The sequence below is a fragment of the Tessaracoccus palaemonis genome, from assembly GCF_019316905.1.
Taxonomy (GTDB): domain Bacteria; phylum Actinomycetota; class Actinomycetes; order Propionibacteriales; family Propionibacteriaceae; genus Arachnia; species Arachnia palaemonis.
Genome location: NZ_CP079216.1, coordinates 1,150,072 through 1,177,009, shown reverse-complemented (window position 1 = coordinate 1,177,009; position 26,938 = coordinate 1,150,072). Strand labels below are relative to the sequence as shown.

The window sequence follows — 26,938 nt, the reverse complement described above, 5'->3', positions numbered from 1 at the left end:
CGTGCGGAGGCCACTGACATCGAACCCGGACGCACGCCGGCGTCCCGGTTACCGATGACCCGGCCGCCTGGGCAGCCTAGGTGGGAGGTGACTCCACTTGAGCGGGCAGCATGATGCTGCCGGTAACTCACGGAAGTCTACGCGGCGCAGGAACGAAACGCTAATCGGGTCCCGGTCACCCCTGCGACGACTCATCCTCCGCCCTGTCGTCGGCGTAGCGGACCCAGCCGAACTCACCGTCCTCGAACTCCACGACCGCCATGCCGGAGGCAAGGAACTCCAGCGCCTCGCCGGAGATGACGAGCGGATGGGGGCCGGCCACGTCGATGAGCAACGCGCCCGCCCCTGCGGGCCCGACCGTCGCGCAGAGTTCGTCGAGCAGGCAGGGCACCGGACGAGCGGTGGCCTGCCAGGCCCGCAGGGAGTCGACGCCGGTGAAGGCGAGCAGGTGGCTGCCCGACTCGTCGGTCAACGTGACGGCGGCCATCTCGGCATGCCTGTCAGGGTCAGGTTCGGTCCCCCCGTCGTCGCCGCTCGCCACGATGGGGAGCAGCAGCCGGCTGGAACAGAGCGCGACCAGCGCACGGATGTAGCTTGTCGGGTCCTCGACGCGGGCGAGCGCCTCGCGCGTGAGGGGGTCGGCCTCGCCGTGGTCGCCGGCGAAGCGCGAGCTGGGCTGGGCGAGGGTTCGCAGATCCATGTCAGCGAGGGTAGCCGCACCGGAGGGACTGTGGGCCTGTGACAGACTGGACTCATGATGTCACTGTCGTTCCTGATCACCCTCGGGCTGGCCGTCGTCATCCTCGCGGTCGCCGCGGGGATGACCGCCCGGACACGGGCCGCGCGCCCCGCCGTCATCGGCGCCGGCCTTGCCGCGCTGGTGGTCGGCTACTGGCTGACGGGGTGGACGCAGTTGACGATCAACGGCATCGCCTCGCTCGTCGACTGGTTCCAGCGCACGGCGCTGACGACGCCTGTCGCCTGGGGTACCGGCCTGCTGGTCGGTGGCCTCATCGTCGCCGTCGTCGGTACGCTGCTGCCGAAGGGCTCCGGCCAGCCGCCGAAGACCCCCTCGGCCACGGCCGGATCGGGTCCGCGGGCCGCGACGGGGGGTCCGGGCGCGGCCACGAAGGCGGCGCCGGGTGCCGGCGCGGTGCCCGTACCGACGCGCCAGAAGTCGACGCCCCAGGTCCAGAAGGGCGCCCAGCCCACGGGCCTGGACCCCGAGGACGCCGAGATCGAGGAGCTGCTGCGCAAGCGCGGCATCATGTGACACCACCCTTACCAACGGACGCCACCCTTCGTGACCGATGCCACCGCCCTGGCGGTGGCATGTGTTGAAACGGGTGGCGTGTGTCGGCAAGGGTGGCGTCTGCACGTAGGGGTGACGGGCGTCACGGCGCATCGGGCTGTGGATGCCAGTGGGAGAGTTGTCCACAGGCGGAGGCGTGACACGGTGAGTTGACCCTCACCGGACTGAACTCGTCGCATGACACGACACGACGTCTTCACGCACGCCCAGCTGCTCTCAACGGGGCTCACCGATCGCGAGGTCCGCCAGCGGCTCCGGGCGGGGCAGCTGACCAGGCCGAGGCGCGGCGTGTACCACGCGTCGGGCCCGCAGAGCGCCGTCGATGAGCATCGGCTGCTGATCCTCAGCGCGCTCCCATGCGTGCACGACTCCAACGTGATCAGCCACCAGTCCGCTGGCGTCGTGCACGGGCTCCCTGTCCCATCCGATGGGCTGTCTCTGGTGACGATGGCCCGGCTCACGGCGGGCCACGGCAAGGGCAGCCCACTGCTTCGAGTCCGCCAGACAGCCATCGACCCGGACGAGTACGAGGATCGCGCCGGATTCCGGGTAACCACCCTTGCCCGCACAGCCGCCGACCTCGCCAGGACCATGCCTTTCGAGTGGGCCGTGGCCACCCTCGATGCCGCGCTCGGGACCGGACTGGAACGCGCGGAGTTGGGCTCTGCCCTGAACCGGCATCCGCGCCTGGCCGGGCTGGGGACCGCCCGTCGCGCCCTCGCGTTCGCGGACGGGCAGGCAGAGTCTCCGGCCGAGTCGATCAGCCGGGTGCAGTTCGCCCGCTTCGGCGTGCCGGCACCTGTGGTGCAGTTCGAGGTGGTCGACGCCGACGGTGTGGTCGTGGCCCGCACCGACTTCGGCTGGCCGGAACTCGGCCTCGTCGGCGAGGTGGATGGGAAGTGGAAGTACGGAGAGCTGCTGAAGCCCGGCCAGTCGCCCGAGGAGGCGATCATGCGTGAGAAGCGACGGGAGGAGGCCATCCGGCAGGCCGGGTTCTGGATCGTCCGATGGGACTGGTCAACCGCGTTGCAGGGCGCGTCGCTCGCCCGGCTCATCCACAACGCGATGGCCGCGTCGGCCAGTCGATCCGCCTGAGGCCGACTGCGTCGAGGCGGGAGGCCGGCAGCACGCCGTCGCAACCACACCGTCGACACGCCACCTCAGACGCCACCCTTACCGACAGGCACCACCCGTTTCAGCACATGCCACCGCCATGGCGGTGGCATCGGTCACGAAGGGTAGCGTCGGTTGGTAAGGGTGGCGTCCGTCGATAAGGGTGGCGTCAGGCGATGGGGCCGTCAGTCGGCGACGACTGCGGAACCGCCCCACCAGCCGACGGGGTGTCACCGGTGGGCTGCGCACCAGTCGACGGGGCGGCGCCGGCACCCCGGGCGACGAGCCAACGGCGCAGGTCGACGACCTTGCGGCGGCCGGCCTCCCCCTCGAGGAACTGGATCGCCAGCACGGGCTGGCGCTTCGGCTCCTCACCGTCGCCGGTCTTCAGCAGCAGCGACGTCCAGGCGTCGCCGGGGCGCAGCCGCACGCCGGCGATCTGGGCGATGGTGAAGCGGCGGATGAAGGGCCCGTTGCGGACGATGACGCCGCGTTCGTCGGCCCACAGCCGCGAATAGCCGATGCTGAGCATGATCCCGATCATCAGGAACACGAAGAACAGCAGCGTGCCCGCCTGGGGCCAGGTGATCTTGTCGCGGATCTCCTCGCCGATCGCCCACCAGCCGAACATCGAGACGCTCAGCAGGACGATGGACAGCACGACAGCGGTCATCAGGGCCGGCGGGCTCGTGTAGGACAGACGCTCGGGAACGGGCGCCGCCTCGGGTGCGGCGTCGCTCACAGGCGGCACGCCGTGAGCTCGGTGAGCAGGATGCCGCGGGCACCGGCCTCGTAGAGCTGGTCCATCAGCAGGTGCGCGCCCTTGCGGGGCACGAGCACGCGGACGGCGTACCAGCCCTCCTTGGCCAGCGTGGAGACCGTCGGCCCCTCGACGCCCGGCGCCAGGGCGAGAGTCGCGTCGAAGCTCGACTGCTCGACGTTGTAGTCCATCATCAGGTAGTTCTGGGCGACGAGCACGGACGTGAGGCGCGTGCGGAGCGCGTCGGCGCTGGCCGGCAGCTCCTCGGCTCCGTTGCGCTGGATCAGCACGGCCTCGGAGCTGCAGATCGAGTCACCGAACAGCTCGAGGCCGGCGCGGCGGAGCGTGGTTCCCGTGTCGACGACGTCCGCGACGACGTCCGCGACGCCGAGGCGGATGGCCGACTCCACGGCCCCGTCGAGCTTCACCAGCTCGGCGGAGATGCCCTGCTCGTCGAGGAAGGCGCGCAGCAGGCCGGGGTACGACGTGGCGATGCGCTTGCCAGCGACGTCGGCGACGGTCATCGTCGAGCCGCCCAGGGCGGCGAACCGGAAGCGCGACCCGGCGAAGCCGAGCTGCATGATCTCGGTGGCGTCCGCGGCCGAGTCGATCAGCATGTCGCGGCCGGTGATGCCGAGGTCGAGGTCGCCGCGGCCGATGTAGACGGCGATGTCGCGGGGGCGCAGGTAGTAGAACTCGACGTTGTGGTCGGCGTCGATCAGCGTCAGGTCCTTGGCGTCGGTGCGCTGGCGGTAGCCGGCGGCGCGCAGCATGGCGGCGGCTGGCTCGGCCAGCGCGCCCTTGTTCGGGACGGCGATGCGGAGGAGTCGGTCGTTGCTCACGTGAAAGCCCTTGTCAGAGGTAGCGGTTGATGTCGTCGATGTCGAGGCCGAGCTTGATCATCATGACCTGGGTCCAGTAGATGAGCTGGCTCATCTCCTCGGCCGCCTCTTCCTTCGACTGGTACTCGGAGGCCATCCAGACCTCGGAGGCCTCCTCGACGATCTTCTTGCCGATGGCATGGACGCCTTCGTCGAGCTTCCTCACGGTGCCGGACCCCTCGGGTCGCGCGCTGGCGGTCTCGGTCAACTGCTCGAAGAGCTGCTCAAAGGACTTCACGGGGGGCAGCCTACCCTCTAGAGCCGGATGCCGAGCAGCGCGTCGAGCGCGTCACGCGTGGCGTCCGCCTCGGCCTGGTTCGCGACCCCGCGCTCCGCCGAGGCCTCGACCCAGGCGTCGACGGCGGCCAGCGCCGCCGGGGCGTCGAGGTCCGTGCGGAGCGCCGAGCGGAGGGCGGCGAGCAGCTCGTCGACTGGGGCGACGACCCCGGAGTCGACCACGGCGCGCCAGCGGGCCAGGCGGGCGGTGGCCACCTCGAGCTGGTCCGGGGTCCACTCCCAGTCGCTGCGGTAGTGGTGCGCGAGCAGCGCCAGCCGGATGGCCATCGGGTCGGCCCCCTGGTGGCGTAGCCGGCTGACGAGCTCCAGGTTCCCCTTGGACTTGCTCATCTTCTCGCCGTCGAGCGCGACCATCCCGGAGTGGACGAAGGTGCCGGCCAGCGGCCGCCCCGTCGCGGCGATGCCCTCGGCTGCGCACATCTCGTGGTGCGGGAAGACGAGGTCGGAGCCTCCGCCCTGCACGTCGAAGTCGGGGCCGAGCCAGCGCAGCGCGATGGCGGTGCACTCGATGTGCCAGCCTGGCCGCCCCGCGCCGAGGTCGGAGGCCCAACTCGGCTCGCCAGGGCGGGAGAAGCGCCACACGAGACAGTCGAGCGGGTGCCGCTTGCCGGGGCGGTCGGGGTCGCCGCCGTTGGCCGCGAACCGCTCGGTCATCGCCTGCTCGTCCAGGTGGCTGACCGATCCGAAGCCCGGCGCGCCGACGGTGTTGAAGTACCAGTCCGGGTACTCGTCGTCGTCGACCTGGTAGACCAGCCCGCTGTCCTTGAGCACCTCGATGAGGTCGAGCACGTAGGAGATGGACTCGACGGCGCCGATGTAGTGGTCCGGAGGAATGACGCGCAGGTCGGTCATGTCGGAGCGGAACAGCTCGATCTGCCCCTCCGCGAGTTCCTCCCAGTCCTGGCCTGTCTCGGCGGCCCGCTCCAGCAGCGGGTCGTCGACGTCGGTGACGTTCTGGGTGTAGGTGACGCTCAGCCCCAGGTCGCGCCACACGCGGCCGACGAGGTCGAACGTGACGTAGGTGTTGGCGTGACCGAGGTGCGTCGCGTCGTAGGGGGTGATGCCGCACACGTACAGCCGAGCGTCGTCGTCGACCGGCGTGACGGGGGCGATCGTGCCGGTTGCCGTGTCAAAGAGGCTGAGTGCCTCGGGCACCTGTTCCGACGGAGGAAGACTGGGAATGGCGACGGGAGCCCACGCAAACATGGCCCCAAATCTAGCGGCTACAGCGGGGGCCACGGGATCGCCGGACGTCCCTGGCCGGGACGGGGCATCTCGCCCGCCGCGAACAGGGCCGCGGCCCGGTCGGCCAGCGCCTCCCATTCCTCATCGGCCAGGCCGGGCGCGAGCGGGGCGTGGAGCGCCATCAGGCGCTCCAGCAGCCGCTGCTCCGGCTCGGTGAACGGGTCGTCCGCCCACCCCCACAGGACGGTGCGGAGCTTCGGCTCGACATGCAGGCTCACCCCGTGGTCCACACCACGGACGGCGTCCCCGTCCGCGATGAGGTGGCTGGCCTTGCGGTCGGCGTTGTTGAGGAGCGCGTCGAAGAGCGCGACGCTCCGCAGCCGGGCATCGTCGCGGTGGGCCAGCAGCAGGGGGCTGCCGTCCTCGGTCTCGACGGCGAGGATCGGCAGCCATTCCTCTGTGAGGTCCTCGGGCGGCAGCAGGTCGATCAGGTCGGTCGGCTGCCCCTCGATCCATGCCTGGGCCGATCCCTCGCCCAGCGGCCCGTCGCACCACACCGTGGTGGGCACGATGCCCAGCCCGAGTGCCTCGGACAGCTCGAACGCTGCGACCTCGCGACGGCTCAGCGTCGCCTCGGGGAAGTCCCACAGGGGCGCCTCCCCCGCCACGGGCTTGTAGACCCAGCGGTCCCCCGCCTCGTCGGAGGCGAGGAAGGTGGCGTTCGAGGCGTCGGTGAGTCGCCCCACCAGCCTCAGCGCGCCACGCGGCCCGGTCACGGGAACAACGGGCCCCGGTACCCGTTCGCCCGCGGGCAGATGTGACCGCCCGGGTCGAGGGGCTGACCGCAGGCCGGGCAGGCGGGCCTGCCGGACGCGACGAAGACCTGCGCCCTGGCCGCGAACTCGCGCGCCATCGCAGGGGTCATGCGGATCTGGAGGAGCGAGCTGTCGCCGGAGTCCTCGTCGAGTTCGACCGAGATGAGTTCGAGGACGAGCCGCTCGGTCTCCTGGTCCCAGGCCAGCCCGATGGCCGACGCCCGGAAGTTGACCTCGAGGGGCGCGTCGAGGGGGCCCATGTCGAAGGGCTGATGCGCGGGCGGCACATCGTGCCCCAGTTCGCTCAGCTGGTCGAGGACCTCGGTGACGCGCATGCTGAGCAGCAGAGTCTGCTGCTTCTCCAGCGCCACGGCTGCCAGTTCGTTGCCCTGCGCGACCTGGATGAGGAACAGCCGGCTCCCCGGCTGGCCCACGGTGCCGACCACGCAGCGGTCGGGTCGCTTGAACTCCCAGAACATGGCGCCCACCCTACTTGGCCCGTGCCACGTCGCCGCCGCCGACGACGTGCCCGGGACGTGAGCCGATCAGGTCTGACAGGTCGCCGCCCGCGTTGACGCACAGCACCAGGGTGCGGTCATCGCGCATCTCGATGACGCTCACCCCGGCGGGGTTGACGTGCACACGCTGGAACCGGTCAATGCCGATGCCGAAGGCGTGCGCCAGCACCGCCTTGATGGGGTCGCCGTGCGAGAAGACCACGATGGTCTCGTCGTCGGCGTGCCGCGCCGCCAGATCGCCGACGACGCCCGTGACCCGGTCGAACATGTCGCGCATCGACTCGCCGTCGGGGAAGGTGACGCTCCCCGGATCGGCCTGGATCGTGTCCCAGACGGCCTCGGAGCGCAACTCGTCGAGCCGGAGCCCGGTCCACCGTCCGTAGTCGCATTCGGTCAGCCCCTCGACGACCATCGCGTCCGGGAACCCCGCGAGCTGAGCGGTCTCCAGGCAGCGCTCGATCGGCGAGCTGTAGGCCGCCGCGACCGGCGCGGAGGCCAGCGCCTCGCGGAGTCGCGTCGCCTGGTCGCGCCCGGCCTCGTCGAGGCGGATCCCGGCAGCCCTTCCCGCAAGCACCCCGTCCGCGTTCGCGGTGGAGCGTCCGTGGCGGATGAGCACGACCCTGGTCATGCCGCCAGCCTATGCGCTGGCCGGGCGGGGTACAGTGACGCTGTTTTGTCTTCTCCCGAGGGGAATCGCCCATGGACTGGTTGCAGGCCATCGTGCTCGGCCTCGTGCAGGGTCTCACCGAGTTCCTGCCCGTCAGCTCAAGCGCCCACGTCTCGATCGTCGGCCAGCTGTTCTTCGGCGGCGACGACCCGGGCGCGGCCTTCACGGCCGTGACCCAGCTGGGCACCGAGACCGCAGTGCTGGTCTACTTCCGGCGGGACATCGCCCGCATCATCACGCAGTGGATCGGCAGCCTCCGAGGCAGCGTCGACCGGAAGGACCCCGACGCCCGGATGGGCTGGCTGGTGATCATCGGCTCCGTCCCGATCGTGCTGCTCGGTGTGATCTTCGAGGACGCCATCGACGCGACGCTGCGCAACCTGTGGATCACCGTGGCGATGCTGGCCGGCGTGGCGATCATCCTTGCCATCGCCGACCGCTTCGGCGCGAACAACACGCGCACCATGAAGGAGCTCACCTGGCCGCACGGCATCCTGTTCGGCCTGTTCCAGGCGTGCGCCCTGATCCCCGGCGTGTCCCGCTCGGGCGCGACGATCTCCGGTGGCCTCTTCCTCGGCTACTCCCGCGAGGCCGCGGCCCGCTACGCGTTCCTGCTCGCCGTCCCCGCCGTGTTCGGGTCCGGCCTGTACAAGTTGAAGGACATCCCCGGCGACCCGCACGTGTCGTGGGGTCCGACGATCGTCGCGACGCTGATCGCGTTCTTCGTCGGCTACGCCGTCATCGCCTGGCTGCTGCGCTACATCTCGACGCACAACTTCACGATCTTCGTCGTCTACCGCCTCGCGGTCGCCGCGGTCGTCGCGGGCCTCATCTGGTCCGGCGTGCTCGTCGCCTGAGTCGCGAGCTATAGGGTCGGGGAATGCTGACACGACCGCTGGGATCATCCGGGCTGCAGGTGTCGGCCCTCGGGCTTGGCACCATGGCCTGGGGCCGCGACGTCGAGTGGCCCGTCGCGCGCGACATGCTCACCGAGTTCGTGGCCGCCGGCGGCAACCTCGTCGACACGGCGCCTGCGTATGGGGCCGGTGTCGCGGAGAAGATGATCGGCAAGGCGATCGCGGCCGGCCTGCCCCGCGAGTCGCTGGTGATCGCGTCGAAGGCGGGGTTCGTCGTGCGCGGCGGTCACCGCGTGATCGACACCTCTCGCGGTGCGCTGCTCGATGACCTGGCGGCATCCCTGGCGCGGCTGCGGACCGACCACGTGGACCTGTGGCAGGTGCACGCCTGGGGCGACGCTCCCATCGAGGAGACGCTCTCGGCGCTCGACACCGCCGTCGCCCGGGGCATGGCCCGCTACGTCGGCGTGTCGAACTTCGTCGGCTGGCAGAGCGCCACCGCCGCCACCTGGCAGGAGGCGGACCGCTCCCGCACGAAGCTCAGCAGCGTGCAGGTCGAGTACTCGCTCCTGGCCCGCCGGGCGGAGGTCGAGGTCATCGGCTCGGCCCGCCACCACGGGATGGGCGTGCTCGCCTGGTCGTCGCTGGGCCGCGGCGTGCTGACCGGCAAGTACCGGGGGAACCGCCTCCCGGGAGGCTCCCGCGGCGCGTCGGAGCACTTCGGCTGGTTCGTCGAGCCGTACCTGCAACCCCGCTCGGCGGCCATCGTCGACGCCGTCGCACACGCCGCGCAGGGTCTGGGCCTGACCCCATCACAGGTCGCGATGCTGTGGGTGCGCGACGCGCCGCAGGTCGCCTCCGCCCTCATCGGTCCGCGCACCGTGGACCAGCTCGCGGAGCTGCTCGAGACCGACGGCAAGGAGCTCGTCGCGCCCATCGTCTCGGCGCTCGACGACATCTCCGGCGGGCCGAACGCCTACCGCTGACGAGGCCAGGGTTACGGCGCCGGGACCCTCCCTATGGGGCGGGATGGGACCCGGTGGAGATTTCCATGCCCATCACTTGGGGGAGAGCATCCGCTGAGCCAGGATTGTCCTTGATGCTGCGCTGTCAATCGAGGCGCACGAACCGGGGAGAGAACGTATGGCGGCTCAGGGCTTCGACGCGGCGGAGATTCGTAAGTTCATCGACCACATCCGCACGAGCACGATGTCGGTTCAGCCTGGTGATTGGTTCGACACGGGAGGCCTGGACAACATCTGGCGTCGTCCCGAGCCGCAGCTCCTCCCTATCCCCGCAACGGTGCGAGGTTTCCGCATCCGTATCGACCTGCAGCGTACGAAGCCGCCGGTGTGGCGACGGATAGAGGTCCCCGGCGACATCCTCCTCCCCCGGTTGCACGAGGTGATCCAGGCGGCGATGGGATGGACCGACAGCCACCTGCACCGCTTCCGCACGAGCAACGACCGAAACCCTCCCGAGTTCCTCACCCAGTTCGACCTCGATGAGGGTGACGAGGGGATGCTCGAAGACGACGTGCGTCTCGATCAGGTCCTCTCTGCCGAGGGTGATCGGCTCTGGTACGACTACGACTTCGGCGATGACTGGAAACACGTGCTCCGCGTCGAGAAGGTGCTCGACGGCCCTTCTCCGGCTCCGACGTGCGTCGGCGGGAAGCTCGCCTGCCCGCCGGAGGACTGCGGCGGCATCTGGGGCTACGGCGAGCTCGCTGACTGGGTGCGCAGCGACTACGACGACGCACTCCGCCCCGAGGTGTTCGACAGCACTGCGGAAGGTCGCGCCTGGCTGCCCGACGGCTGGCATCCCGACGCCTTCGACATGGATGAGACGAACGAACTCATCACCGCCGTGACCGCCGAACCGATCCCGGTCGTCGAGGAGCTCGCGTCGCTGCTCGAACTGTCACTCAACCGCGGCGCGCGCGGCCTGCGCAGCGCTCTCGCGCATCCCTCCGCTTCCGGTGCCACTGATGTCGACGCAGACGATGCTGCCGTTCTCACCGAACCGTTCCGTGTGCTCCTCGACGTCGTCGGGGAGGGCGCGGCCCTCACCGGCGCCGGGTATCTGAAGCCCGTCGTCGTCGAACAGATCGCACATCGCACGGGCATCACCGGATGGTGGATCGGCAAGGCCAACCGCGAGGACCTCACCTGGCCCGTCTGGGAGCTCCGCGCCACAGCACGAGCACTGGGACTCGTCTCGGTGCGAAAAGGCCGCATCGCTCCGACTCGGACGATAGCGGCACGCCGGGACGATCCGCAGGCGATCCTGCGCCACATCACCGGCCGACTCCCACTCGGAACAACCCGCGCCGAGCGACATGCCGGATGGATGGCGCTCGCCGTCGTCGCGAAAGAGACACCCGCTGAGCTGTGGGAAGCAAGCATCAGCGAGCTCCTGTCCGGCCTCGGCTGGTGCGACCGTGACGATCCCTACCGCGCGCCCTCATCCGACAGCCCAACGCTCGACGCGCTCCGCCTCCTTGCGGGCGCGACGCGCGCGAACTGGCGACCCACGGGGGTGAACCCGGCTGTCGCAGCGATCGCCCGGACCGTCATCCGGGCTTGAGCTGATGTCTACACGACGTCACGCACCGTCGGGAAGTGACAGGCCACCACGTGGCCGGGCTCGATCTCGACGGGCAGCGGGACCTCTACGGCGCACCTCTCGGTCGCCATGGGGCACCGCGTGCGGAACACGCAGCCCGACGGCGGGTTCTGGGGGCTGGGCAGGTCACCCTGGAGCAGGATCCGCTCCCGGTCGCGGCGCGGCTCCGGCACCGGAACCGCGGACAGCAGCGCCTGTGTGTAGGGGTGCATGGGCCGCTCGTACAGCGCGTCGCGGTCGGCGATCTCCATCGTCTTGCCGAGGTACATCACCATGACCCGGTCGGAGATGTGGCGCACCACGGACAGGTCGTGCGCGATGAAGACGTAGGCCAGGTCGCGCTCCTCCTGCAGGTCCTCCAGCAGGTTGATGACCTGCGCCTGGATAGACACGTCGAGCGCGGAGACCGGCTCGTCGCAGACAATGAGCTTGGGCTTCAGTGCGATGGCCCGCGCGACGCCGATGCGCTGGCGCTGGCCGCCGGAGAACTCGTGCGGGTAGCGGTTGTAGTGTTCGGGGTTGAGGCCGACGCGCTCCATCAGTTCCTGCACTGTGCGGCGGACGCCGCCCTCTGGTCTGATGCCCTGGATCTGGAACGGTGCGGCGATGATGGCGCCGATCGGGTGGCGGGGGTTCAGCGAGCCGAACGGGTCCTGGAAGACCATCTGCATCTCGCGGCGAAGGTGGCGCAACTCCTCGCCCTTGACGTCGGTGACGTCCTTGCCCTGGAACTCGATCCGGCCGCCGGTGGGCTCCAGGAGGCGCAGGACCGTGCGGCCGGCGGTCGACTTGCCGCAGCCGGACTCCCCCACGACGCCGAGCGTCTCGCCGGAGTCGAGGCTGAAGCTCAGTCCGTCGACGGCCTTGACCGGATCGCCCTCCCTGCGGATCAGCTTCTGCTGATAGGTCGGGAAGTGCTTCTTCAGGTCGTGCACTGCAAGCAGGCTCATGGTGTCTCCTACAGCCTCGGGGCGATCTGCTCGGCGAAGAGCTCGGCGCGCAGGGGCACCGGGATGTGGCAGCGCGAGTCGTGCTTCGGGTACGACTCGGCCAGCTCGGGCACGGCCACGTCGCAGGGACGCGAGCCGAACTCGGTGAATGCGCAGCGCGGATTGAAGGCGCAGCCCGGCGGCACGTTGATCAGCGACGGCGGGTTGCCGACGACCGGCAGCAGCCGCTCCGACTTCGCCCGGTCGAGCCGCGGCATGGAGGTCAGCAGGCCCCAGGTGTAGGGGTGGTCGGGCTGGTGGAAGAGGTCGTCGACCTCGGCGTACTCCACGGCCTTGCCGCCGTACATGACCATGACGTCGTCGGCGATCTCGGCGACGACTCCGAGGTCGTGCGTGATCATGATGATGGCAGAGCCGAACTCCTGCTGGAGGTCGCGCATCAGGTCGAGGATCTGGGCCTGGACGGTGACGTCGAGCGCGGTGGTCGGCTCGTCGGCGATCAGCAGCTCGGGGTTGTTGATCAGCGCCATGGCGATCATGGCCCGCTGCCTCATGCCGCCGGAGAACTCGTGCGGGTACTGGTCGAAGCGGCGCGACGGGTTCGGGATGCCGACGCGGCCGAGCATGTCGACGACGGTGGCGCGGGCAGCCTTCCTCGACACCTTCTCGTGGACGCGGATGGCCTCGGTGAGCTGCTTTCCGACCGTGTAGTACGGGTGCATCGCCGAGAGCGGATCCTGGAAGATCATCGCGAGCTTGCGGCCGCGGAGTCGGCGGAGTTCTTCGTCGCCGATGGCCAGCAGGTCGGTGCCGTCGAGCATCACGGAGCCGCTGACCTCGGCGCGGGTGCCGCGGTGCAGACCCATGATCGCGAGCGAGGTGACCGACTTCCCGGACCCCGACTCGCCGACGATGCCCAGCGTCTCGCCCTTGCGCAGCGTGAAGCTGAGGCCGTCGACGGCGCGGACGACGCCGTCATCGGTCGGGAAGTGCACGGTCAGATCGTTGACCTGCAGGAACGGTTCGCTCATCAGGCAACCTTCACTCTCGGGTCGATGAAGCCGTACAGGACGTCGACGATCATGTTGGCGATGACGACGAAGGCGGAGACGATCATCACCATCGCGACGATGGTCGGCAGGTCCATGTTGGTGACGGAGCGGACGGCCAGGAAGCCGAGGCCGTGCATCGAGAACACCGACTCGGTGATGATGGCGCCGCCGAGCAGGCCGCCGAGGTCGAGGCCGGCCGCGGTCACCAGCGGCGTCGTCGTGGCCCTCAGCCCGTGGCGGAACACGACGCGGGACCTGCGCACGCCCTTCGCCTTGGCCGTGCGGATGTAGTCCTCGCTGAGGGTCTCGATCATGTAGGCCCTCGTCAGGCGCACATAGCTGGCGGCGTAGAAGAAGGCGAGCGTGATCCAGGGCAGGACCAGGTTCTGGGCCCAGGCGATCGGACTCTCGTGGAATGGCACGTAGTCAGGGATGGGGACCCAGCCCCACTTGATGGCCGGGAAGGTCAGCAGGATGAGGCCGACGAAGAAGGTGGGCAGCGAGAAGCCCGTGAGTGCCGCGCCGACGATGGCGCGGTCGGGCCATCGGCCCTTGGTGAGCGCCGCGATGATGCCGCCGCCGACGCCGACGAGGATCCACAGGACGAAGGCGCCCACGGCGATGGAGACGGACACGGGCCAGGCCTCGCCGACCATCTCGTTGATGGTGCGGTGCTGGCTCGGCGAGTAGCCGAGGCAGGGGGCGGCGCAGTGCACGACCTGCTCGGGGTTGGCCTCGCGGAGGGCCTCGTTGTCGGGGAAGTCGCGGCCCACGACGAGGCCGGCGACGAACTTGCCGTACTGGACGGCGACCGGCTGGTCGTAGCCGAGGGCGACGCGGTTGCCCTCGAGGATGGTGGGCGTGCAGTTCTTGCCGCAGGTGTATCTTGCCGGGTCGATCGGCGATGCGTAGAACAGCATGAAGGTGGTTGCCGTGATGAGAAACAGCATCACGACGACGGAGATCATCCGCCTGAGAATGTAGTAGAACACGCCCGCTCCTTGGCAGATGGGGGCGCGCCCGAAGGCGCACCCCCACCCGGTTTGTCTGTCAGATCAGCTCTTGACCGAGACGGTCGCGATGTCGTAGTAGCCGGTGAAGGTGCCGTTGACGTAGGCACCCTGCACGTTGCTGCCACGCACGAAGACGAACTGGTCGACGATCATCGGGATCACTGCGTAGTACTTCGTGACGGCGTCGGTGTCGAGCGCGGCCCAGGCAGCCTCACGCTCGGTGGCGTCGGCGATGGCGTAGGCCTTGTCGATGCCGGCGTTGAACTCGTCGTTGTCGAAGTAGCCGTAGTCCTGGCCGGGGCCACCCTCGCTGATCTGCGAGCGGCTGTCGAGGAGCTGCGGGATGACAGTGGACGCCGACGGGTAGTCCGCGCCCCAGCCGGCCCAGTAGACGTCGTACTTGTCGGCCGAGTCCGGGGACTGCAGCGTGCCGTAGTACTGCTCGGCGGGAATGCCGATCAGGTTGGTCTCGAAGCCGGCGGCGTCCCAACCCTCCTTGAGGCCCGCGAAGATCTTGTCCATCGTGTCGTTCTTGCGGTACGCCACGTTGATCGACACCGGCAGGGTGTAGCCGGCGTCCTCGAGGAGCTTCTTCGCGGCGGCCGGATCGCCGGACTCACCGGCGAGCAGCGGGGTGTCCGGGAAGGCCGGGAGCGCGGGGTTGATCAGCGAGTTGGTCGGGTTGGCGACCTCCTCACCGCCACTGGCCGTGACGTAGGCCGAGCGGTCGGCGGAGAGCGCGAGGGCCTCGCGGGCCACCTCGTCGCTCATGACCTTCGACTTGAAGTTCGGCACGAGGTAGCGCGTGTAGGGCGAGGCGACGATGTCGGTTCGGTCCGAGGCCGACGTGGTGTTCGCGAGCGCGGTGACGGGGGCCTGGTCGAACGAGATGGCGTTCTTGTCGTCGCCCTGGTCGGCGATCAGGCGCTCGTAGACGACCTCCTGGGTCAGAGACTCGTCCCAGGCGATCTGGTCGGGGTAGGCCTTGCGGACCTCATCGGTGGAGGCGTCCCAGTACTCGTTGCGCACGAAGGTGCCGCCGCTGTTCGGCGACCAGGTGCCGTCGAGCTTGTAGGGGCCGTTGGAGAAGATCTGGTAGTTCGACTTGTCGCCCTGGTCCTTGTCCTCCCGGAAGGCGCCGAAGGCCGTCATCGTGATGGTGCTGTTGAAGTCCATGACGGGCTGGTTCAGCTTGAACGTGATGACGTTGTCGTCGCAGCTGACGGCCTTGTCGTAGAGGTCCTGGCCCTCACCGCTGTAGGGGCCGGCGTACTGCGACGAGCCGTCGTCATTCTTGGGGATGTCCAGGAACTGGATGGCGTAGTTGGGGCCGCCGGTGATGACGTCGACGGCATAGGTGCGGGAGATGCCGTACTTGTAGTCCTCGCAGGTGACGTCCTTGCCGTCCTCCCACTTGATGCCGTCCTTGAGCGTGAACGTCCAGGTCTTGCCGTCGTCACTCACGGTGCCGGTGTCGGTCGCGGCGTCGGCGACCAGCGTCGCCTGCTCCGTGTTTGAGTCGACGGCGGACCAGGTGGTCAGCGTGCGTGCGAAGGCGCGGTTGCCGAACTCGATGGCGGTGCCCACGTAGGTGCGCTGAGGGTCCCAGTGTTCGGTGGCAGTGCCGATCAGCAGGTTCAGGGTGCCGCCCGCGGTGGGTTCCGCCTCGGCTGCCGCCGCGCCGGAGGGGCTTTCCGAAGACGTGGTGGACCCGCAGGCCGAGACCAGGCCTACGGCCATCAGTGCCGCGACCGCGGCGATCTTGCTACGCCTCATGGGCGCTCTCCTTCACTAGTGGTTGGGGATGGGAAGTCACAGGTGGGCGGCGTCACTGACGATCCGCCTTGGGGTCGAGCGCGTCACGCAGCCCGTCGCCGAGGAGGTTGAACGCGAGGACGACCAGGAACAGGGTCAGGCCAGGGAAGATGAAGTACGCGGGGTCGGACGTCGCGTAATGCACCGAGTCGTTGAGGATCGACCCGAACGACGGCGTCGGCGCCTGGATCCCGACGCCCAGGAACCCGAGCGCGGCCTCGGTCGCGATGTTCTGCGGCATCACGAGCGTCGTGTACACGAGGATCGGGGCCCAGAGGTGCGGCAGCAGTTCCTTGAAGTAGATGCGTCCGCGCCCGGCACCCAACGAGCGGGCCGCCTCGACGAACTCGCGCTCCTTGAGCGAGAGGACCTGGCCGCGGATGATGCGGGCGAAGTAGGGCCACCCGAAGAAACCCATCACCGCGATCATGAACAGCATCGACGCAGGCGTGCGCCCCACGCCGAGGGCCGACTGGAGGAGGTCGATCGTGATGGTGGACAGGGCGATGAGCATCAGGGTCTGCGGGAAGCTCAGCACGAAGTCGATGAGCCGAGAGAAGAACCAGTCGACCTTTCCGCCCGCCGTGCCAGAGACGATGCCGATGATCGTGCCGAGCACCACGGAGATCGCGACGGCGGAGGTCGAGACCACGAGCGAGACGGTGAGCCCGGACAGCACCCGCGAGAGCAGGTCGCGGCCGGTGCCAGGCTCCACGCCCATCGGGTGCTCCCACGAGACGCCGCCGAAATCCCCGATCGGCAGCGACCCGAGCCCGCCGACCAGGTCGCTGTTGTTCAGGTAGGGGTTGATGATCCCGAAGCGGGTCATCAGGGGTGCGGTGAGCGCAAGCAGGACGAACAGCACCGCCACGCCGAAGGCCACCATGGTGACCTTGTCCCGGACCAGCCTGGTCCGCACGATCTGCCACGGCGTACGGCCTGCGATGGCCACCGCTCCGTCGCGGGCATCCGCAACGGGATCGGACGCCTCGGCGGCGCGCGCTGTGTCGGCTGACATGTGTTCTCCTCACTGCCCTGCTCCTCGAAGCAGGGCGGCGAGCACAAGTTAGCGAACCAGAGGTGACCGGTAGGGAACGTGCGTGTAACAGTCACGTTGCGATGTGTTCAACGAATCGCGAAATCGGGCTGCGGGAGCCGAGCGCCGTAGGTGCCAGCCCAGGCCGGGAGAACCGATGCGCGCCCCAGGCCGGCGTCGCGTCAGGAGAGGTCGAACGTCACGTGATGCAGGCCGTCGTCGTCGATCTCCAGGCGGAGCACTCCTCCGACCTCGGCCAGCTCGCCGGTACCGGAACCGGGCACGATCTCGTAGCGCAGGTCCTGCACCCCGCCCCGCATGGATCCGAACTGGTGGAAGGTCACTGTGCCGCGGCGGCCGGCGAGCACGCCGTCGAACACCTCGAGGGCGACGTAGCCCGCGGTGCCGTCGACCGGGGCGCCGGCCGACATCATCAGCCCGGTGCTGACGCCCTCCGCGTCGCCGGACCAGCGCTTGGTGAAGTCGAAGCGCCCGGTACCGGGCAGCAGTCCCTCGGCGGGGGTGATCTCGATCTCGAATGTTGCGACGACAGTCATCGGTCCTCCTCGACCAGGGTCCTGCCCCCAGCGTAGGCCGCCGAGCCCCGCCGCGGGAGCCTCGATTGTGCATCGCGTCCCCAGACCTGCTAGTGTTTCGTGTCGCGCCCCGAAAGGGGATGCACCACTCGTCCGGGTGGCGGAATAGGTAGACGCGCTAGCTTGAGGTGCTAGTGCCCGTTAAGGGCATGGAGGTTCAAGTCCTCTCTCGGACACAGATCGAAGTCCCAGTTGACAAGGCTTTGCGGCTCGCCAGCTGGGGTTTTCTCATGCCTGGATCGGCCATCGGATCACTCCAGGACGCTCTGGGACGTCGCGACGCCGTTGACGCCCGCCCTAGCCGCGCTCACGCCAGGGGGCTTGCTCTACACCCGTTCAGAGCGCACCGACGGCACCCACGGTTCTGATCAATCTCGAGTCTTGTTCTATTCTTCGAACGCATGAGTCTCTTGAACACCGAGGGCGGCCAGCTGGCACGCGACGTACAGCGGGGTCTGGTCCGCGCCGGGCTCAAGGATGTCACCGCGCTGTAGGTCGCCCCCCAGGCGGGACGGCGACTCATCCTGTGCCGTGGTCCCCACCTGTACCGGTTGGAGGTCCGGCCGGCCGCCGGGCACACCGAGGGCCCCTCCACAGAACCGGGCTGGACCGTGCTTGTCGTGGACAGCCGGTTCGACGCCACCAGTCCCGACAGCTCACGGATATGGGCGTGAACTTCATGGACGACGGGGGCAATGTCCATCTGTCCCTCGATGGAGCGACGGTCGTCCTCACGGCCGGCCGCGCCAAGGCGACAGTCAGGCAGCCTTCCGGCACCAGAGATCAACGGGGCACAGGAACGCTTGCCCTGGAACGCGCCGCCAGCCACCGGGTGTCCCGACAACTCACGGATAGGGGTGTGAGCTGTGACGAGGGACCGCTGCACGGATAGGTGACAGGTATGTAGTCACGCCGCCACTGCGGCGGTCCCCGCAGACGGTCCGGGAAGCGTACTGCCTCCGCACCTACAACCCCTCGGACTCTGACACCCGACAGGAGTTCGCCGTACCCTGGGGAGGGAGGCTAGCGACTGCAGGAAGCGAGGTCTGGGGCTGTGGCGGACGACGTGCATGTGTTCGAGAACTCGAGTCGCGACGGCGTTCTTCGTTACAGCGCTTTCACGCTGCGGGAGGACGGGACAGCGGCCATCGAGATTCATGACATCGACGCCCTCGGTCTCGCAGGCGCAGATGAGTACGAGTCCACAGAGGCCTTCACCCCAGATCAGGTCGACAAGATGTGCGCTGGGCTCAGCGTCACCCGCAAGCACCTCGTTGAGGCTGTCGGGAGCCGTTTCGCGTCGAGCCTCGACTTGAAGGCCGCATTCGATGCCTGGGGCATCGAGGGAGGGTCAGTCTCCAGCTGGTTCTGATCGCAACACCAGAAGCCCGCGCTGGTCGAGACGGAGGTGCCGGTTGCGGGATTGCCTCCTCGGTTGGCTCGGAATGATCAGCCCGACGAACACGAGGCAATCTACCGCGCGGCGCTCACCCGAGCATCGAACCCCGCATTGAAGCGGCAACGAACCTGGGACGGTTCAGATCGAGTTGGGCGTCGCGCAGGTCGGCTGCCGTTGCTACGCACATCGACGGAGGTTCTCCACGACCGCGTACTGTTGACCCCTGACAGCGACGAGGGAGTACGCACATGGGACTGTTCAGCAAGCTCTTCGGCGGCGAGGAGGCAGCCACGACATCGACGACGGCGTTCAACCGCGACGCCGTGCGCGAGCCGGTTGAGCGGCTCATCGCCGCTCTCGACGCCTTGACCGCCGAGATGAAGAGCGACGTCTTGAAGCTGCACAACCCGGGCTGGCAGGGGCGCATCAAGGATCTCCGCGGCTCCTCCGGATCCCTCTCGCTCCTGGTCCGCACCCCCGGCTTCGAGAAGGATGACCTGTTCGAGGTCCTCTCGACCGTACGCCCCCTCTACCGGGGCGTGCCGACACAGCACGTCGAGCATCTGCACCACCTGAACCAAGAGGTCGTGGACGCGATCGAGGATGTGCACGCCGCCTCCCGGGTCGCCGTCTAGTTGAACCTAGCCGTCAGGAGCCAGGATCAGTCAGGACTGTCGGCATTGATCTGCTCGACGGAACTGATGACGTCCCGTCGAACGTCGACCGGAAGCTGAGTTCCGTTGAAGTGGATCACAAGAGGGTCCACTTGATAGCCAGCATCCCCCAACGTGGCGGCATACTCTGCCGCTTCAGCAACCGTTCCAAATTTCAGCAAGACCAGGTACTGATTTCCAACCGCCTGAACGCAGTTGGTCACGTTCCCGCAGACGCTCGAAGTCTCGTCGGAGGCATCCAGATAGGGCCAGTCAGGGTCAGTCTGGGTGGTGTATGCCTCGACCAGATCGAGCCTGCCCCGACTCTCTGCGTTGGGGACGCAGCCACCGAGGACGACCGCGACGGCAGCCGCCACAGCCAGAAGGCGCAGCCGAAGCGCGCGTGGCAGACACACTGTTGCTCGAGGAATGTGGCGGGCTTTGCGCCGACGGGTCTTCATGGTCGCAGCTCCATTGATGATCGCGAGCGGCTCTCGGGCCCAGCCTACGCGATGTGGGACGAGTTCACATGCCGGCCGGTCCGGCACCCCTGGGAGGTCACGCAACTGGTCTGACCGAACGACGGGCACCCCTGGTCTGCGCTTCTCCTACGCGCCATAGTGGAGCATGGCGAATTTCGCGGACACCGCTGCTATCAACCTCCGCCTCGGCCTCCTCGGCATCCCCCTGCCGGACGAGGGGCTGGCCGGGCAGGCCGCCGATCTGGTGCGGCCCATCCTTGCCCGACAGCGTGAGCTCAGTCGCCGGCTGCAGAACCGGCTGCCCGCCGTCGACGCCCGGATCCAGACGTTCCTCGACGCGTACCTGGAGGGCACCGGCACCGCGCCGGCGCTCCCGCGCCAGACGCTCGTGCTCGACCAGGCCGGCCTCGCCCGGCAGATGAGCCTCCCCGTCGACGGGGACACCTTCACCTCGGAGACCCTGTCGAGCTACCGGCTGGTCAACGGCATCCTGCACAACCCGGCCAACGACCGCCGCACCACCAAGGGCGTCTTCCACATCGCCGAGGGCGGCCTGCCCATCCAGGACGACAAGCTCGCCGTCCCCCGCGCCGTGTTCGGGCGGCTCCTGGAGCACGCCTTCAACCCGCCCGCGGACTCCATGGTCCTGCCCTACACCTCCGCGCAGGAACCCCAGCCTCGCTGCTGGGTCTCGCTGCTGCTGCGCCCCGTCGTCGTGCCCAACGTGCCGGGCTACACCGACGAGGTGTCGATGGAGACGCGCTTCTTCGCGCCCGCGACCCTGATGGCCAACCTCGACTTCGTCGAGGGGATCTTCCGCAACGGCGGAGACCCCTACCTGCCCGAGAACGACGCTTCCCTGAACCCCGAGACGTGGACGGGCCACTCGGGCCTGGTCGTGCTGGCGCCGCACCTCACGAAGCTCACGAAGAAGGAGCTCGGGCTCCCCCACGTCGACGACGCCACCGAGCGCCAGAAGCGCGACGGCATGTGCTGGAGCGACCCCGAGGAGCGCTACAACGGCGGCTCCGCGTTCAAGGCGTGCGCGCGTGACGAGCGCGGCGTGATCGTCACCGTGATCGCGGACAACTACTTCGGCTACTGCAAGAAGGAGGTCAAGGCACAGATCAGCTACTCGGCCAACCTGCTGGGTCGCGTCGAGGAGGAGCACTCGGGCGGCGCCATCGCCTTCCCCCGCTACAACCTCGGCCAGACGTTCACCGACAAGTACGCCGACCCCACCTACACCATCGACGAGGTCATCGCCCGCGACGCCGACCGGTTCGAGCAGCAGGCCGAGGGCCACGCCGTCGACCTCGAGCACCCCGACGTCGTGCTGGTCCCCGAGCGCTCGACCTTCTCGCTGCGCGACCTCTCGGTCACCTGGGAGCGGGGCGGCGAGCAGTTCAGCATCCCGCTGCGCGCCGCGACCCACTACATCGGCCCTGACGGGTACATCGTCGAGCTGACACACCTGGCGGCCGACGGAGAGCAGTGGACCCTGGTCGGCACCTCCCCCGTCGCCACCTCGTGCCACAAGCCCGCCACGGTCTCGGGCGGCGGCAAGTCGGAGATCTCCAAGTCCATCACCGACGCGTTCGTGCAGGGCAACGCATACATCGCGGACTTCGCCGACGACATGGTCAAAGTCGCCGACATCATCGACCGCGACTACTCCACCCGGTTCATCCAGCCGCCTGACAAGGACAGCCGTCCGCTGCTGTCCGACCACCGCAGCGTCGGGTCCGTCATCAAGCTGCTGACCCCGTCGGACGAGTACACGCAGGAGTACAACGCGTGGCTCGAGAGCATCGAGCATCACATCAAGGAACTGGTCTTCGTCGTCAAGCGGTTCTACCGCCCCGAGTGGGGCGGCGACTGGGCCAGCCACTTCTCCGTCGGCCGCATCAACGGCCGCGCCGGGCACGCGCTCCGCCTCGACGGCGACAAGATCGTCGTGAACATGCTGCGCGTCGGCTTCGCCCCCGACGGCTCGTGGCGCCTGTTCGGCCTGCGGCATGACTTCCACCCCGCGGCCAAGGTGCAGACCGAGGACGACATCACCGCCAGCATCGTGGTGCCTGGTGAGGTGGCCGGGCGCGAGGACGGTCTCTCCCGCAAGTACGTCACCAACTGCGAGCAGCTGCTGTTCCAGCGCCCCGACGACGCCATCCACCGCGGCTACGACAAGCAGGCGGAGGCGGACATCGCCGGCGGCCCGTTCCTCAGCAACTTCGAGCCGCTGACCACCAAGGACGCCCGGGCCCTCGTGGACGACGCCATCGCGTTCTCGCAGTTCACGCGTCCGATGCAGGACCTCATCCGCCAGGTCGCCGACGGCCACGCGAAGGCCCCGTTCTTCGTCAGCTCCGCGAACCCGCGCATCGTGAACGGCGCCAGGTCGAAGAACCCGCGATACCTGCAGGTGCGCCCCGACCATTCCCGCCCCGACGAGACCGCGCGGGCGGAACTCGCGGCCCACATGTTCCGCAGGCTGCCCGTGTCGGCGGATCTTCGGCTCCCCGTCGACGTTGTTGCGGCGGGCCGCCGCAACAACGCGGCGGAGGAGGGCGTGCCGCCGCTGTGCTGCTACGCGCCGCTGCACTACCTGGAGCTGCCGGAGCTCTTCATGGAGTTCATCTCGTCGATGACGGGCAAGTCGCCGTCGACGACCGGGGCCGGCTCCGAGGGCGCCATGACGAAGGGGCCCTTCAACGCGCTGCCGTCGGTCGTCGACCTCAACGCGGCCTTCCTGTCCTTCGCGCTGACCGGCTACGACGGCTGGCTGTCGTCCGCCGGCGTGATCGGCCCCAGCGTGCGTGTCGACCACGACATCTCGCTGCTGATCCCGGAGCTGTTCTCGCGCATGTCCCCCGCAGAGCGCAGCGCGGCCCACCTGATCGAGGAGGGCGCGCTCGAGCGCATCGGCGACTTCCGCGTCGGCGACGAGCTGATCGAGGCGAGCCGGCTCGGGTACCGCATCACGGAGCGGTTCCAGACGAAGTACTTCGGCCGCATCTTCATGCACCCGCACGTGGTGTTCACGGAGAACATGCTGCGCCCGGAGCTGCAGGACGAGGCCGCGTACGCCGAGTCCGTCCGCACGATCGTCACGACGCATCAGCGGGTGGCCCAGTCCTACTTCGACGACGGCACCATCGCCCTGGCCATCCCGCCGCTGAAGGCGCTGCTGGAGATCATGGCCCACGGCGCCTCGTCGGAGGGGTGGACGCTGGCGGACCCGGAGTTCCGGGCGCTGTTCGACCGCGAGACCGTGCTGGCGTCCGCCTGGTACGCCGAGCGGCTGCTGACGCAGGCGAACCAGATGGCCCTGCACGCGGAGCGGGCCGTGGGTGCGATGAAGCGGTTCGTGGAGGAGCCGACCAACGCGGCCGCGGCCGCGCGGCTCGGGATCGTGGAGAAGATCTCGGCGATGCAGTCGGCGCTGGCCGACGCCAGTTCCCCCGAGGCGCCGGAGCGCCTGACGGGAACGCTGGGCAGGCAGGTCAGCTGGCGGCTCGGCTGAGCGCCTCCGCCACGACGTCGAGCGTGAGCTGGTCGAGGCTCTCCACCACGGTGGCCTCGGCCAGCAGTTCGGCGCCCGGCGGGTGGAAGTGCGGGGGGACGGCCACGACCGCCATGCCTGCGGCCAGCGCCGAGCGGATGCCGTTGGGGGCGTCCTCGACGGCGACGGCCTCGCCGGGCGCGACGCCCAGCAGCTCGCACGCCCTCAGGTAGCCGTCCGGTGCGGGCTTGCCCCGCTCGACCTCCTCGGTCGAGACGGTGGCCTGCAGCAGGTCGCCGATGCCGAGCGCCTCGACGGCCGCGTCGATCAGGACCCGCGGCGACGAGCTGGCGATCGCCACCGGGTAACGGTCCGCCATCCGCCGCACCGCCTCGACGGCGCCGGGGAGGACGTCGACGCCGGCGCGGTGGTGCGCGGCCATCGCCTCGATGGTCAGCCGGGCCGCCTCATCGGGCGTCCCGGGGAGGCCCACAGCGTCGACGAGGTAGGCGCTCCATTCCTGCGTGCTCATGCCCATCATCGCCTGCGTGGCCCCATCCGGCCAGGCCAGCCCCGCGTCGCGGGCCAGTCCGCGCCGGACGATGTCCCAGCTCTCCTCCGTGTCGATCAGGGTGCCGTCGAGGTCGAAGATGATCGCAGCCATGCGCCTCAGCCTAGCCGCCGGGACGGGAGGGAGAACTCCCCGTCCCCGCTGAGCTGCAGCCAGCCGCTCTCGATCAACTGCTGGGCCCCGTCCAGCACGTCGATGATGCGCTGCCCCGTCCGCGACGACAGCTGCGCCGCCGTCACCCGCTCCCCGCTGCCGACCGCCTCCCGCAGTTCGCGCAGCGGTCCTGGCAACCGGTCGATGGGCACGGACTCCCCCCTCGAGGGCTGCTCGGGCAGCGTGCCCACGGGGGCGAGCAGCACCCGGACCTCGTCGGCGGTGGTCACGAGCGTGGCCTCCGCGTCGCGGATCAGCCGGTGCGGGGTGACCGACAGCGATGACGTGACGGGGCCGGGCACGGCCGCGACAGGTCGGCCCAGTGCGGCGGCCCAGGAGGCCGTGTTCTTCGCCCCCGACCGCGCGGCGGCCTCCACCACCACGACGATGCCCGACAGCGCGGCGATGATCCGGTTCCTCGCGAGGAAGGCGTGCCTGCTCGGACGCTCCCCCGGCGGCAGCTCGCTGATCAGGGTCCCGGAGGCCGCCACCGACGTGGCGAGGCGCGCGTGGGCGCTGGGGTAGGGCTCGTCGAGGCCTCCCGCCAGCACCGCGTGCGTGACCCCGCCGGCGCCGAGCGCGCCGCGGTGAGCGGCAGCGTCGATCCCGAAGGCCAGCCCCGAGACGACCGGGTGCCCCGCCGAGGCTAGGTCGGCGGCCAGCCCGACTGCCGTGTGCTCTCCGTAGCTCGAGCAGGCCCTGGCGCCGACCAACGCGACGGCGCGGTCCACGGCGCCCAGGGGTTCGCCCCGCAGCCAGAGCCCCGCCGGCGTCCCTCCCATGCCCGCCACCTCTACGTGTTCCAGGTCGGCCAGCGGCGCGGGCCACTCCTCGTCACCCGGCATGATGAACCGGGCCCCGCACGCCTCTCCCGCCGCGGCGACGGCCGCCGGATCGACCACCGCGGCCCGGCGCCCGAACGTCGACGACTCGCCCTCCGCGACGAGCGCCTCCCAGAGCTCGGCCGCTCCGAAGTCCTGCCAGGCCCTGGCCAGCGCCGGGGAACTCCATGCCTTCAGGGCACAGAGCCCCATCCGGGCCGTCCGTTCGCGGTTCACGCCGCGCTCCGCGCGCTGCCCAGCCGTAGCTGGAGCGCCGCCCGCACCTCGCGCCCGCCGGGCACGTCGCGGCCGGACATGTCGGTCAGGGTCCAGGCGACCTTCAGGACCTTGTCGACGCCGCGCATGCTCAGCTGGCCGCGCTCAAGGGCGTTGTTGAGGGCGCCGAGATCCTGCGGCAGCGGGAGGTGTCTGCGCAGGTACGGCCCGGGAATCTCGCCGTTGGTGCTCCACGGGGTGCCGCGGAGTCGCCGCGCCTGCCGGTCCCTGGCCTCCAGGACCCGCTGCAGCACCGTGGAGCTGGGCTCGGGAGCGGACTCCCCCAGGTCGGCCAACACCCGGTTGACCCCGGTCATGTGGTGCCGCAGATCGATCCGGTCCATGATGGGGCCGCTCAGTATCTGCGCACCTTGACGGCGTCGCAGCGGCACTCCGCCCCGGCCACGCCGTGCATGCCGCAGGGACAGGGGTTGGCGGCCAGCATCGTCTTTCCGACGCCTGGCGCGCCGTGCAGGAACAGGTGGTGCCTGCCCGACGCGGCGACCTCCAGCGCGAAGCGCCCGTCCGCGTGGCCGATGACGTCGGACAGGTCCGCGTGCCCGTCGGCGCGGTCCTCGGCCGGCAGCCAGGACGGGTCCGCCGACTCCGTCGGGTTGTCCACCGGCTTCCCGTTGAGGATCAGCGCCACCTCCTGCAGCCGTCCGGCTCCCCACACGGTCAGGCCAGGCACCAGCGAGGCCTCGTCCTGCTGGCCTGTCGGCACGATGGCGTGGTCGAACCCCGCCCTGGCCGCGGCGAGCAGCGCGGGAAGCACCCCGCGCACGCGGCGCACGCGCCCGTCGAGGCTGAGCTCCCCCAGCAGCACCGTCCGCGACAGCAGCCCGGGCCTGACGCCGCCCTCCGCGGCCATGGCCGCCACGGCGATGGCCACGTCGTAGTGCGAGCCCATCTTCGGTAGGCTGGCCGGCGACAGGTTGATGGTGACCAGCTGGGGCGGGTACGGCAGCCCCTCGGCTGCGACGGCGGCCTTGACCCGGTCCTTGGCCTCGGACAGCGCCTTGTCCGGCAGCCCGACCAGCAGCGTCCGGGGTAGCCCGCCGCCTTTGGCCGCCTCCACCTCCACGGGCACGCCGTCGATGCCGGACAGCGCGACGGACCATGCCGATGGCCTCACCGCTCCTCGATCCCGCGGGCGTGGATCAGCTCCGGGTCCTTGCCCGGCGGCCACAGGACGCCGATCGCGTCGACCCGCAGCAGGCGCACATGAGCCCGGGCGCCCTTCGCGTAGATCGCCGCGAGCCGCCGCAGCCGCCTGGCCTTCTCGAAGGTGATCGCGTCGAGCGGATGACCGTAGCCCAGGCCCGAGCGTGACTTCACCTCCACGACCACCAACGCCCCGGCCTCGTGGTCGAGCGCGACGATGTCCGCCTCGCCCTCCGGGCAGCGCCAGTTGCGGGTCAGAATCGTCCACCCGAGCCCCGCCACATACGCTGCGGCGAGGTCCTCCCCTCTACGGCCGAACTCGGCCCGCGCGTTGCTCATCGCATCCACCTCCACCTCAGTGATGGCGGATCCGGGCGCGCAAATGCCAGCCGGCTACGCGGCTGTGGACAGATCCAGGG

Annotated in this window: 28 protein-coding genes and 1 tRNA gene; 9 read left to right on the top strand and 20 right to left on the bottom strand. The window is 69.5% G+C overall.

The genetic code is table 11. The annotated features are described in order from the left end of the window. Positions 1-175 precede the first annotated feature (175 nt). The gene (locus KDB89_RS05250) at positions 176-700 is read right to left on the bottom strand and encodes an SseB family protein (protein ID WP_219083799.1); all 525 of its coding nucleotides are present in this window, start codon (positions 698-700) and stop codon (positions 176-178) included. 54 nt (positions 701-754) lie between these two features. Here KDB89_RS05250 and KDB89_RS05245 point away from each other — a divergent pair, with 54 nt between their 5' ends. After that, entirely contained in the window at positions 755-1,273 is a 519-nt protein-coding gene (locus tag KDB89_RS05245; protein ID WP_219083798.1) for a hypothetical protein, read from the top strand. Between the two features lie 216 nt (positions 1,274-1,489). Then, entirely contained in the window at positions 1,490-2,407 is a 918-nt protein-coding gene (locus tag KDB89_RS05240; protein ID WP_219083797.1) for a type IV toxin-antitoxin system AbiEi family antitoxin domain-containing protein, read from the top strand. A 187-nt stretch (positions 2,408-2,594) separates the two neighbouring features. Here the strand turns inward: KDB89_RS05240 and KDB89_RS05235 are convergent, their stop codons facing one another. From KDB89_RS05235 to KDB89_RS05205, 7 genes are read right to left on the bottom strand one after another with little or no spacing between them, the layout of a single operon-like run. Beyond that, positions 2,595-3,167, bottom strand: a complete 573-nt coding sequence (locus KDB89_RS05235) for a hypothetical protein (protein WP_219083796.1) — start codon at positions 3,165-3,167, stop codon at positions 2,595-2,597. Continuing rightward, a complete protein-coding gene (gene hisG / locus KDB89_RS05230) occupies positions 3,164-4,027 on the bottom strand; it encodes an ATP phosphoribosyltransferase (protein ID WP_219083795.1) in 864 nt (287 codons plus the stop codon). Before hisG ends, KDB89_RS05235 begins: the two co-directional genes overlap by 4 nt. A gap of 13 nt (positions 4,028-4,040) precedes the next feature. Next, on the bottom strand, positions 4,041-4,304 hold the full coding sequence (locus KDB89_RS05225; protein WP_219083794.1) for a phosphoribosyl-ATP diphosphatase: 264 nt from the start codon (positions 4,302-4,304) through the stop codon (positions 4,041-4,043). A gap of 17 nt (positions 4,305-4,321) precedes the next feature. Then, positions 4,322-5,569: a cysteine--1-D-myo-inosityl 2-amino-2-deoxy-alpha-D-glucopyranoside ligase gene (gene mshC, locus KDB89_RS05220; protein ID WP_219083793.1), complete on the bottom strand. Its 1,248-nt coding sequence runs from the start codon at positions 5,567-5,569 to the stop codon at positions 4,322-4,324. Positions 5,570-5,586: 17 nt separating this feature from the next. Continuing rightward, positions 5,587-6,324, bottom strand: a complete 738-nt coding sequence (locus tag KDB89_RS05215; RefSeq protein WP_219083792.1) for an SCO1664 family protein — start codon at positions 6,322-6,324, stop codon at positions 5,587-5,589. After that, positions 6,321-6,842, bottom strand: coding sequence for a DUF3090 family protein (locus KDB89_RS05210; protein WP_219083791.1), 522 nt, complete (start codon positions 6,840-6,842; stop codon positions 6,321-6,323). Before KDB89_RS05210 ends, KDB89_RS05215 begins: the two co-directional genes overlap by 4 nt. 10 nt (positions 6,843-6,852) lie before the next feature. After that, on the bottom strand, positions 6,853-7,509 hold the full coding sequence (locus KDB89_RS05205; RefSeq protein ID WP_219083790.1) for a histidine phosphatase family protein: 657 nt from the start codon (positions 7,507-7,509) through the stop codon (positions 6,853-6,855). Positions 7,510-7,580: 71 nt separating this feature from the next. On the opposite strand from KDB89_RS05205, the gene KDB89_RS05200 reads away from it, so the two are divergent. From KDB89_RS05200 to KDB89_RS05190, 3 genes are all read left to right on the top strand, one after another. Then, the gene (locus KDB89_RS05200) at positions 7,581-8,405 is read left to right on the top strand and encodes an undecaprenyl-diphosphate phosphatase (RefSeq protein ID WP_219083789.1); all 825 of its coding nucleotides are present in this window, start codon (positions 7,581-7,583) and stop codon (positions 8,403-8,405) included. 23 nt (positions 8,406-8,428) lie between these two features. Further along, positions 8,429-9,391 carry an aldo/keto reductase gene (locus KDB89_RS05195; RefSeq protein WP_219083788.1) on the top strand — a complete coding sequence of 321 codons (963 nt, stop codon included), beginning with the start codon at positions 8,429-8,431 and terminating at the stop codon, positions 9,389-9,391. A gap of 157 nt (positions 9,392-9,548) precedes the next feature. Beyond that, the gene (locus tag KDB89_RS05190; protein WP_219083787.1) at positions 9,549-10,994 is read left to right on the top strand and encodes a plasmid pRiA4b ORF-3 family protein; all 1,446 of its coding nucleotides are present in this window, start codon (positions 9,549-9,551) and stop codon (positions 10,992-10,994) included. An 8-nt stretch (positions 10,995-11,002) separates the two neighbouring features. Here KDB89_RS05190 and KDB89_RS05185 read toward each other — a convergent pair whose 3' ends face one another. From KDB89_RS05185 to KDB89_RS05160, 6 genes are all read right to left on the bottom strand, one after another. Then, a complete protein-coding gene (locus tag KDB89_RS05185) occupies positions 11,003-11,983 on the bottom strand; it encodes an ABC transporter ATP-binding protein (protein WP_219083786.1) in 981 nt (326 codons plus the stop codon). A gap of 8 nt (positions 11,984-11,991) precedes the next feature. Then, positions 11,992-13,014 carry an ABC transporter ATP-binding protein gene (locus tag KDB89_RS05180; RefSeq protein ID WP_219083785.1) on the bottom strand — a complete coding sequence of 341 codons (1,023 nt, stop codon included), beginning with the start codon at positions 13,012-13,014 and terminating at the stop codon, positions 11,992-11,994. Next, entirely contained in the window at positions 13,014-14,027 is a 1,014-nt protein-coding gene (locus tag KDB89_RS05175) for an ABC transporter permease (protein WP_219083784.1), read from the bottom strand. Before KDB89_RS05175 ends, KDB89_RS05180 begins: the two co-directional genes overlap by 1 nt. Positions 14,028-14,090: 63 nt before the next feature. Then, the gene (locus KDB89_RS05170; RefSeq protein WP_219083783.1) at positions 14,091-15,824 is read right to left on the bottom strand and encodes an ABC transporter substrate-binding protein; all 1,734 of its coding nucleotides are present in this window, start codon (positions 15,822-15,824) and stop codon (positions 14,091-14,093) included. Between the two features lie 52 nt (positions 15,825-15,876). Continuing rightward, the gene (locus KDB89_RS05165) at positions 15,877-16,881 is read right to left on the bottom strand and encodes an ABC transporter permease (protein WP_219083782.1); all 1,005 of its coding nucleotides are present in this window, start codon (positions 16,879-16,881) and stop codon (positions 15,877-15,879) included. A 200-nt stretch (positions 16,882-17,081) separates the two neighbouring features. Next, on the bottom strand, positions 17,082-17,456 hold the full coding sequence (locus KDB89_RS05160) for a DUF3224 domain-containing protein (RefSeq protein WP_219083781.1): 375 nt from the start codon (positions 17,454-17,456) through the stop codon (positions 17,082-17,084). A gap of 130 nt (positions 17,457-17,586) precedes the next feature. Here KDB89_RS05160 and KDB89_RS05155 point away from each other — a divergent pair. The 3 genes from KDB89_RS05155 to KDB89_RS05145 all read left to right on the top strand — a co-directional run bounded on the left by KDB89_RS05155 (position 17,587) and on the right by KDB89_RS05145 (position 19,529). Continuing rightward, positions 17,587-17,671: transfer RNA gene (locus KDB89_RS05155), tRNA-Leu, on the top strand. 878 nt (positions 17,672-18,549) lie between these two features. Continuing rightward, positions 18,550-18,867, top strand: a complete 318-nt coding sequence (locus KDB89_RS05150) for a hypothetical protein (protein ID WP_219083780.1) — start codon at positions 18,550-18,552, stop codon at positions 18,865-18,867. A 275-nt stretch (positions 18,868-19,142) separates the two neighbouring features. Further along, a complete protein-coding gene (locus KDB89_RS05145; protein WP_219083779.1) occupies positions 19,143-19,529 on the top strand; it encodes a hypothetical protein in 387 nt (128 codons plus the stop codon). 26 nt (positions 19,530-19,555) lie between these two features. On the opposite strand, the gene KDB89_RS05140 is transcribed toward KDB89_RS05145, so the two are convergent. Further along, complete coding sequence (locus tag KDB89_RS05140) at positions 19,556-20,008, bottom strand: hypothetical protein (RefSeq protein WP_219083778.1); 453 nt, start codon at positions 20,006-20,008, stop codon at positions 19,556-19,558. Between the two features lie 166 nt (positions 20,009-20,174). Between KDB89_RS05140 and KDB89_RS05135 the strand changes: the two genes are divergently transcribed. Then, a complete protein-coding gene (locus KDB89_RS05135) occupies positions 20,175-23,555 on the top strand; it encodes a PPi-type phosphoenolpyruvate carboxykinase family protein (protein WP_219083777.1) in 3,381 nt (1,126 codons plus the stop codon). Here the strand turns inward: KDB89_RS05135 and KDB89_RS05130 are convergent. Genes KDB89_RS05130 through KDB89_RS05115 form a run of 5 tightly spaced genes read right to left on the bottom strand, consistent with a single transcriptional unit; the run spans position 23,536 to position 26,858 of the window. Beyond that, positions 23,536-24,198 (bottom strand): HAD family hydrolase, encoded by a 663-nt coding sequence (locus KDB89_RS05130; RefSeq protein ID WP_219083776.1) that lies wholly within the window; start codon positions 24,196-24,198, stop codon positions 23,536-23,538. The two genes, KDB89_RS05135 and KDB89_RS05130, sit on opposite strands and share 20 nt — an antisense overlap. A gap of 5 nt (positions 24,199-24,203) precedes the next feature. Continuing rightward, a complete protein-coding gene (gene dprA, locus KDB89_RS05125; protein ID WP_219083775.1) occupies positions 24,204-25,316 on the bottom strand; it encodes a DNA-processing protein DprA in 1,113 nt (370 codons plus the stop codon). Next, on the bottom strand, positions 25,313-25,699 hold the full coding sequence (locus KDB89_RS14840; RefSeq protein WP_500809355.1) for a magnesium chelatase subunit ChlI family protein: 387 nt from the start codon (positions 25,697-25,699) through the stop codon (positions 25,313-25,315). The genes dprA and KDB89_RS14840 overlap by 4 nt, the downstream gene beginning before the upstream one ends. Before the next feature lie 11 nt (positions 25,700-25,710). Continuing rightward, positions 25,711-26,490 carry a magnesium chelatase domain-containing protein gene (locus KDB89_RS14835; protein WP_500809354.1) on the bottom strand — a complete coding sequence of 260 codons (780 nt, stop codon included), beginning with the start codon at positions 26,488-26,490 and terminating at the stop codon, positions 25,711-25,713. Further along, the gene (locus tag KDB89_RS05115) at positions 26,487-26,858 is read right to left on the bottom strand and encodes a YraN family protein (RefSeq protein ID WP_219083774.1); all 372 of its coding nucleotides are present in this window, start codon (positions 26,856-26,858) and stop codon (positions 26,487-26,489) included. The genes KDB89_RS14835 and KDB89_RS05115 overlap by 4 nt, the downstream gene beginning before the upstream one ends. Between the last annotated feature and the right edge of the window lie 80 nt (positions 26,859-26,938).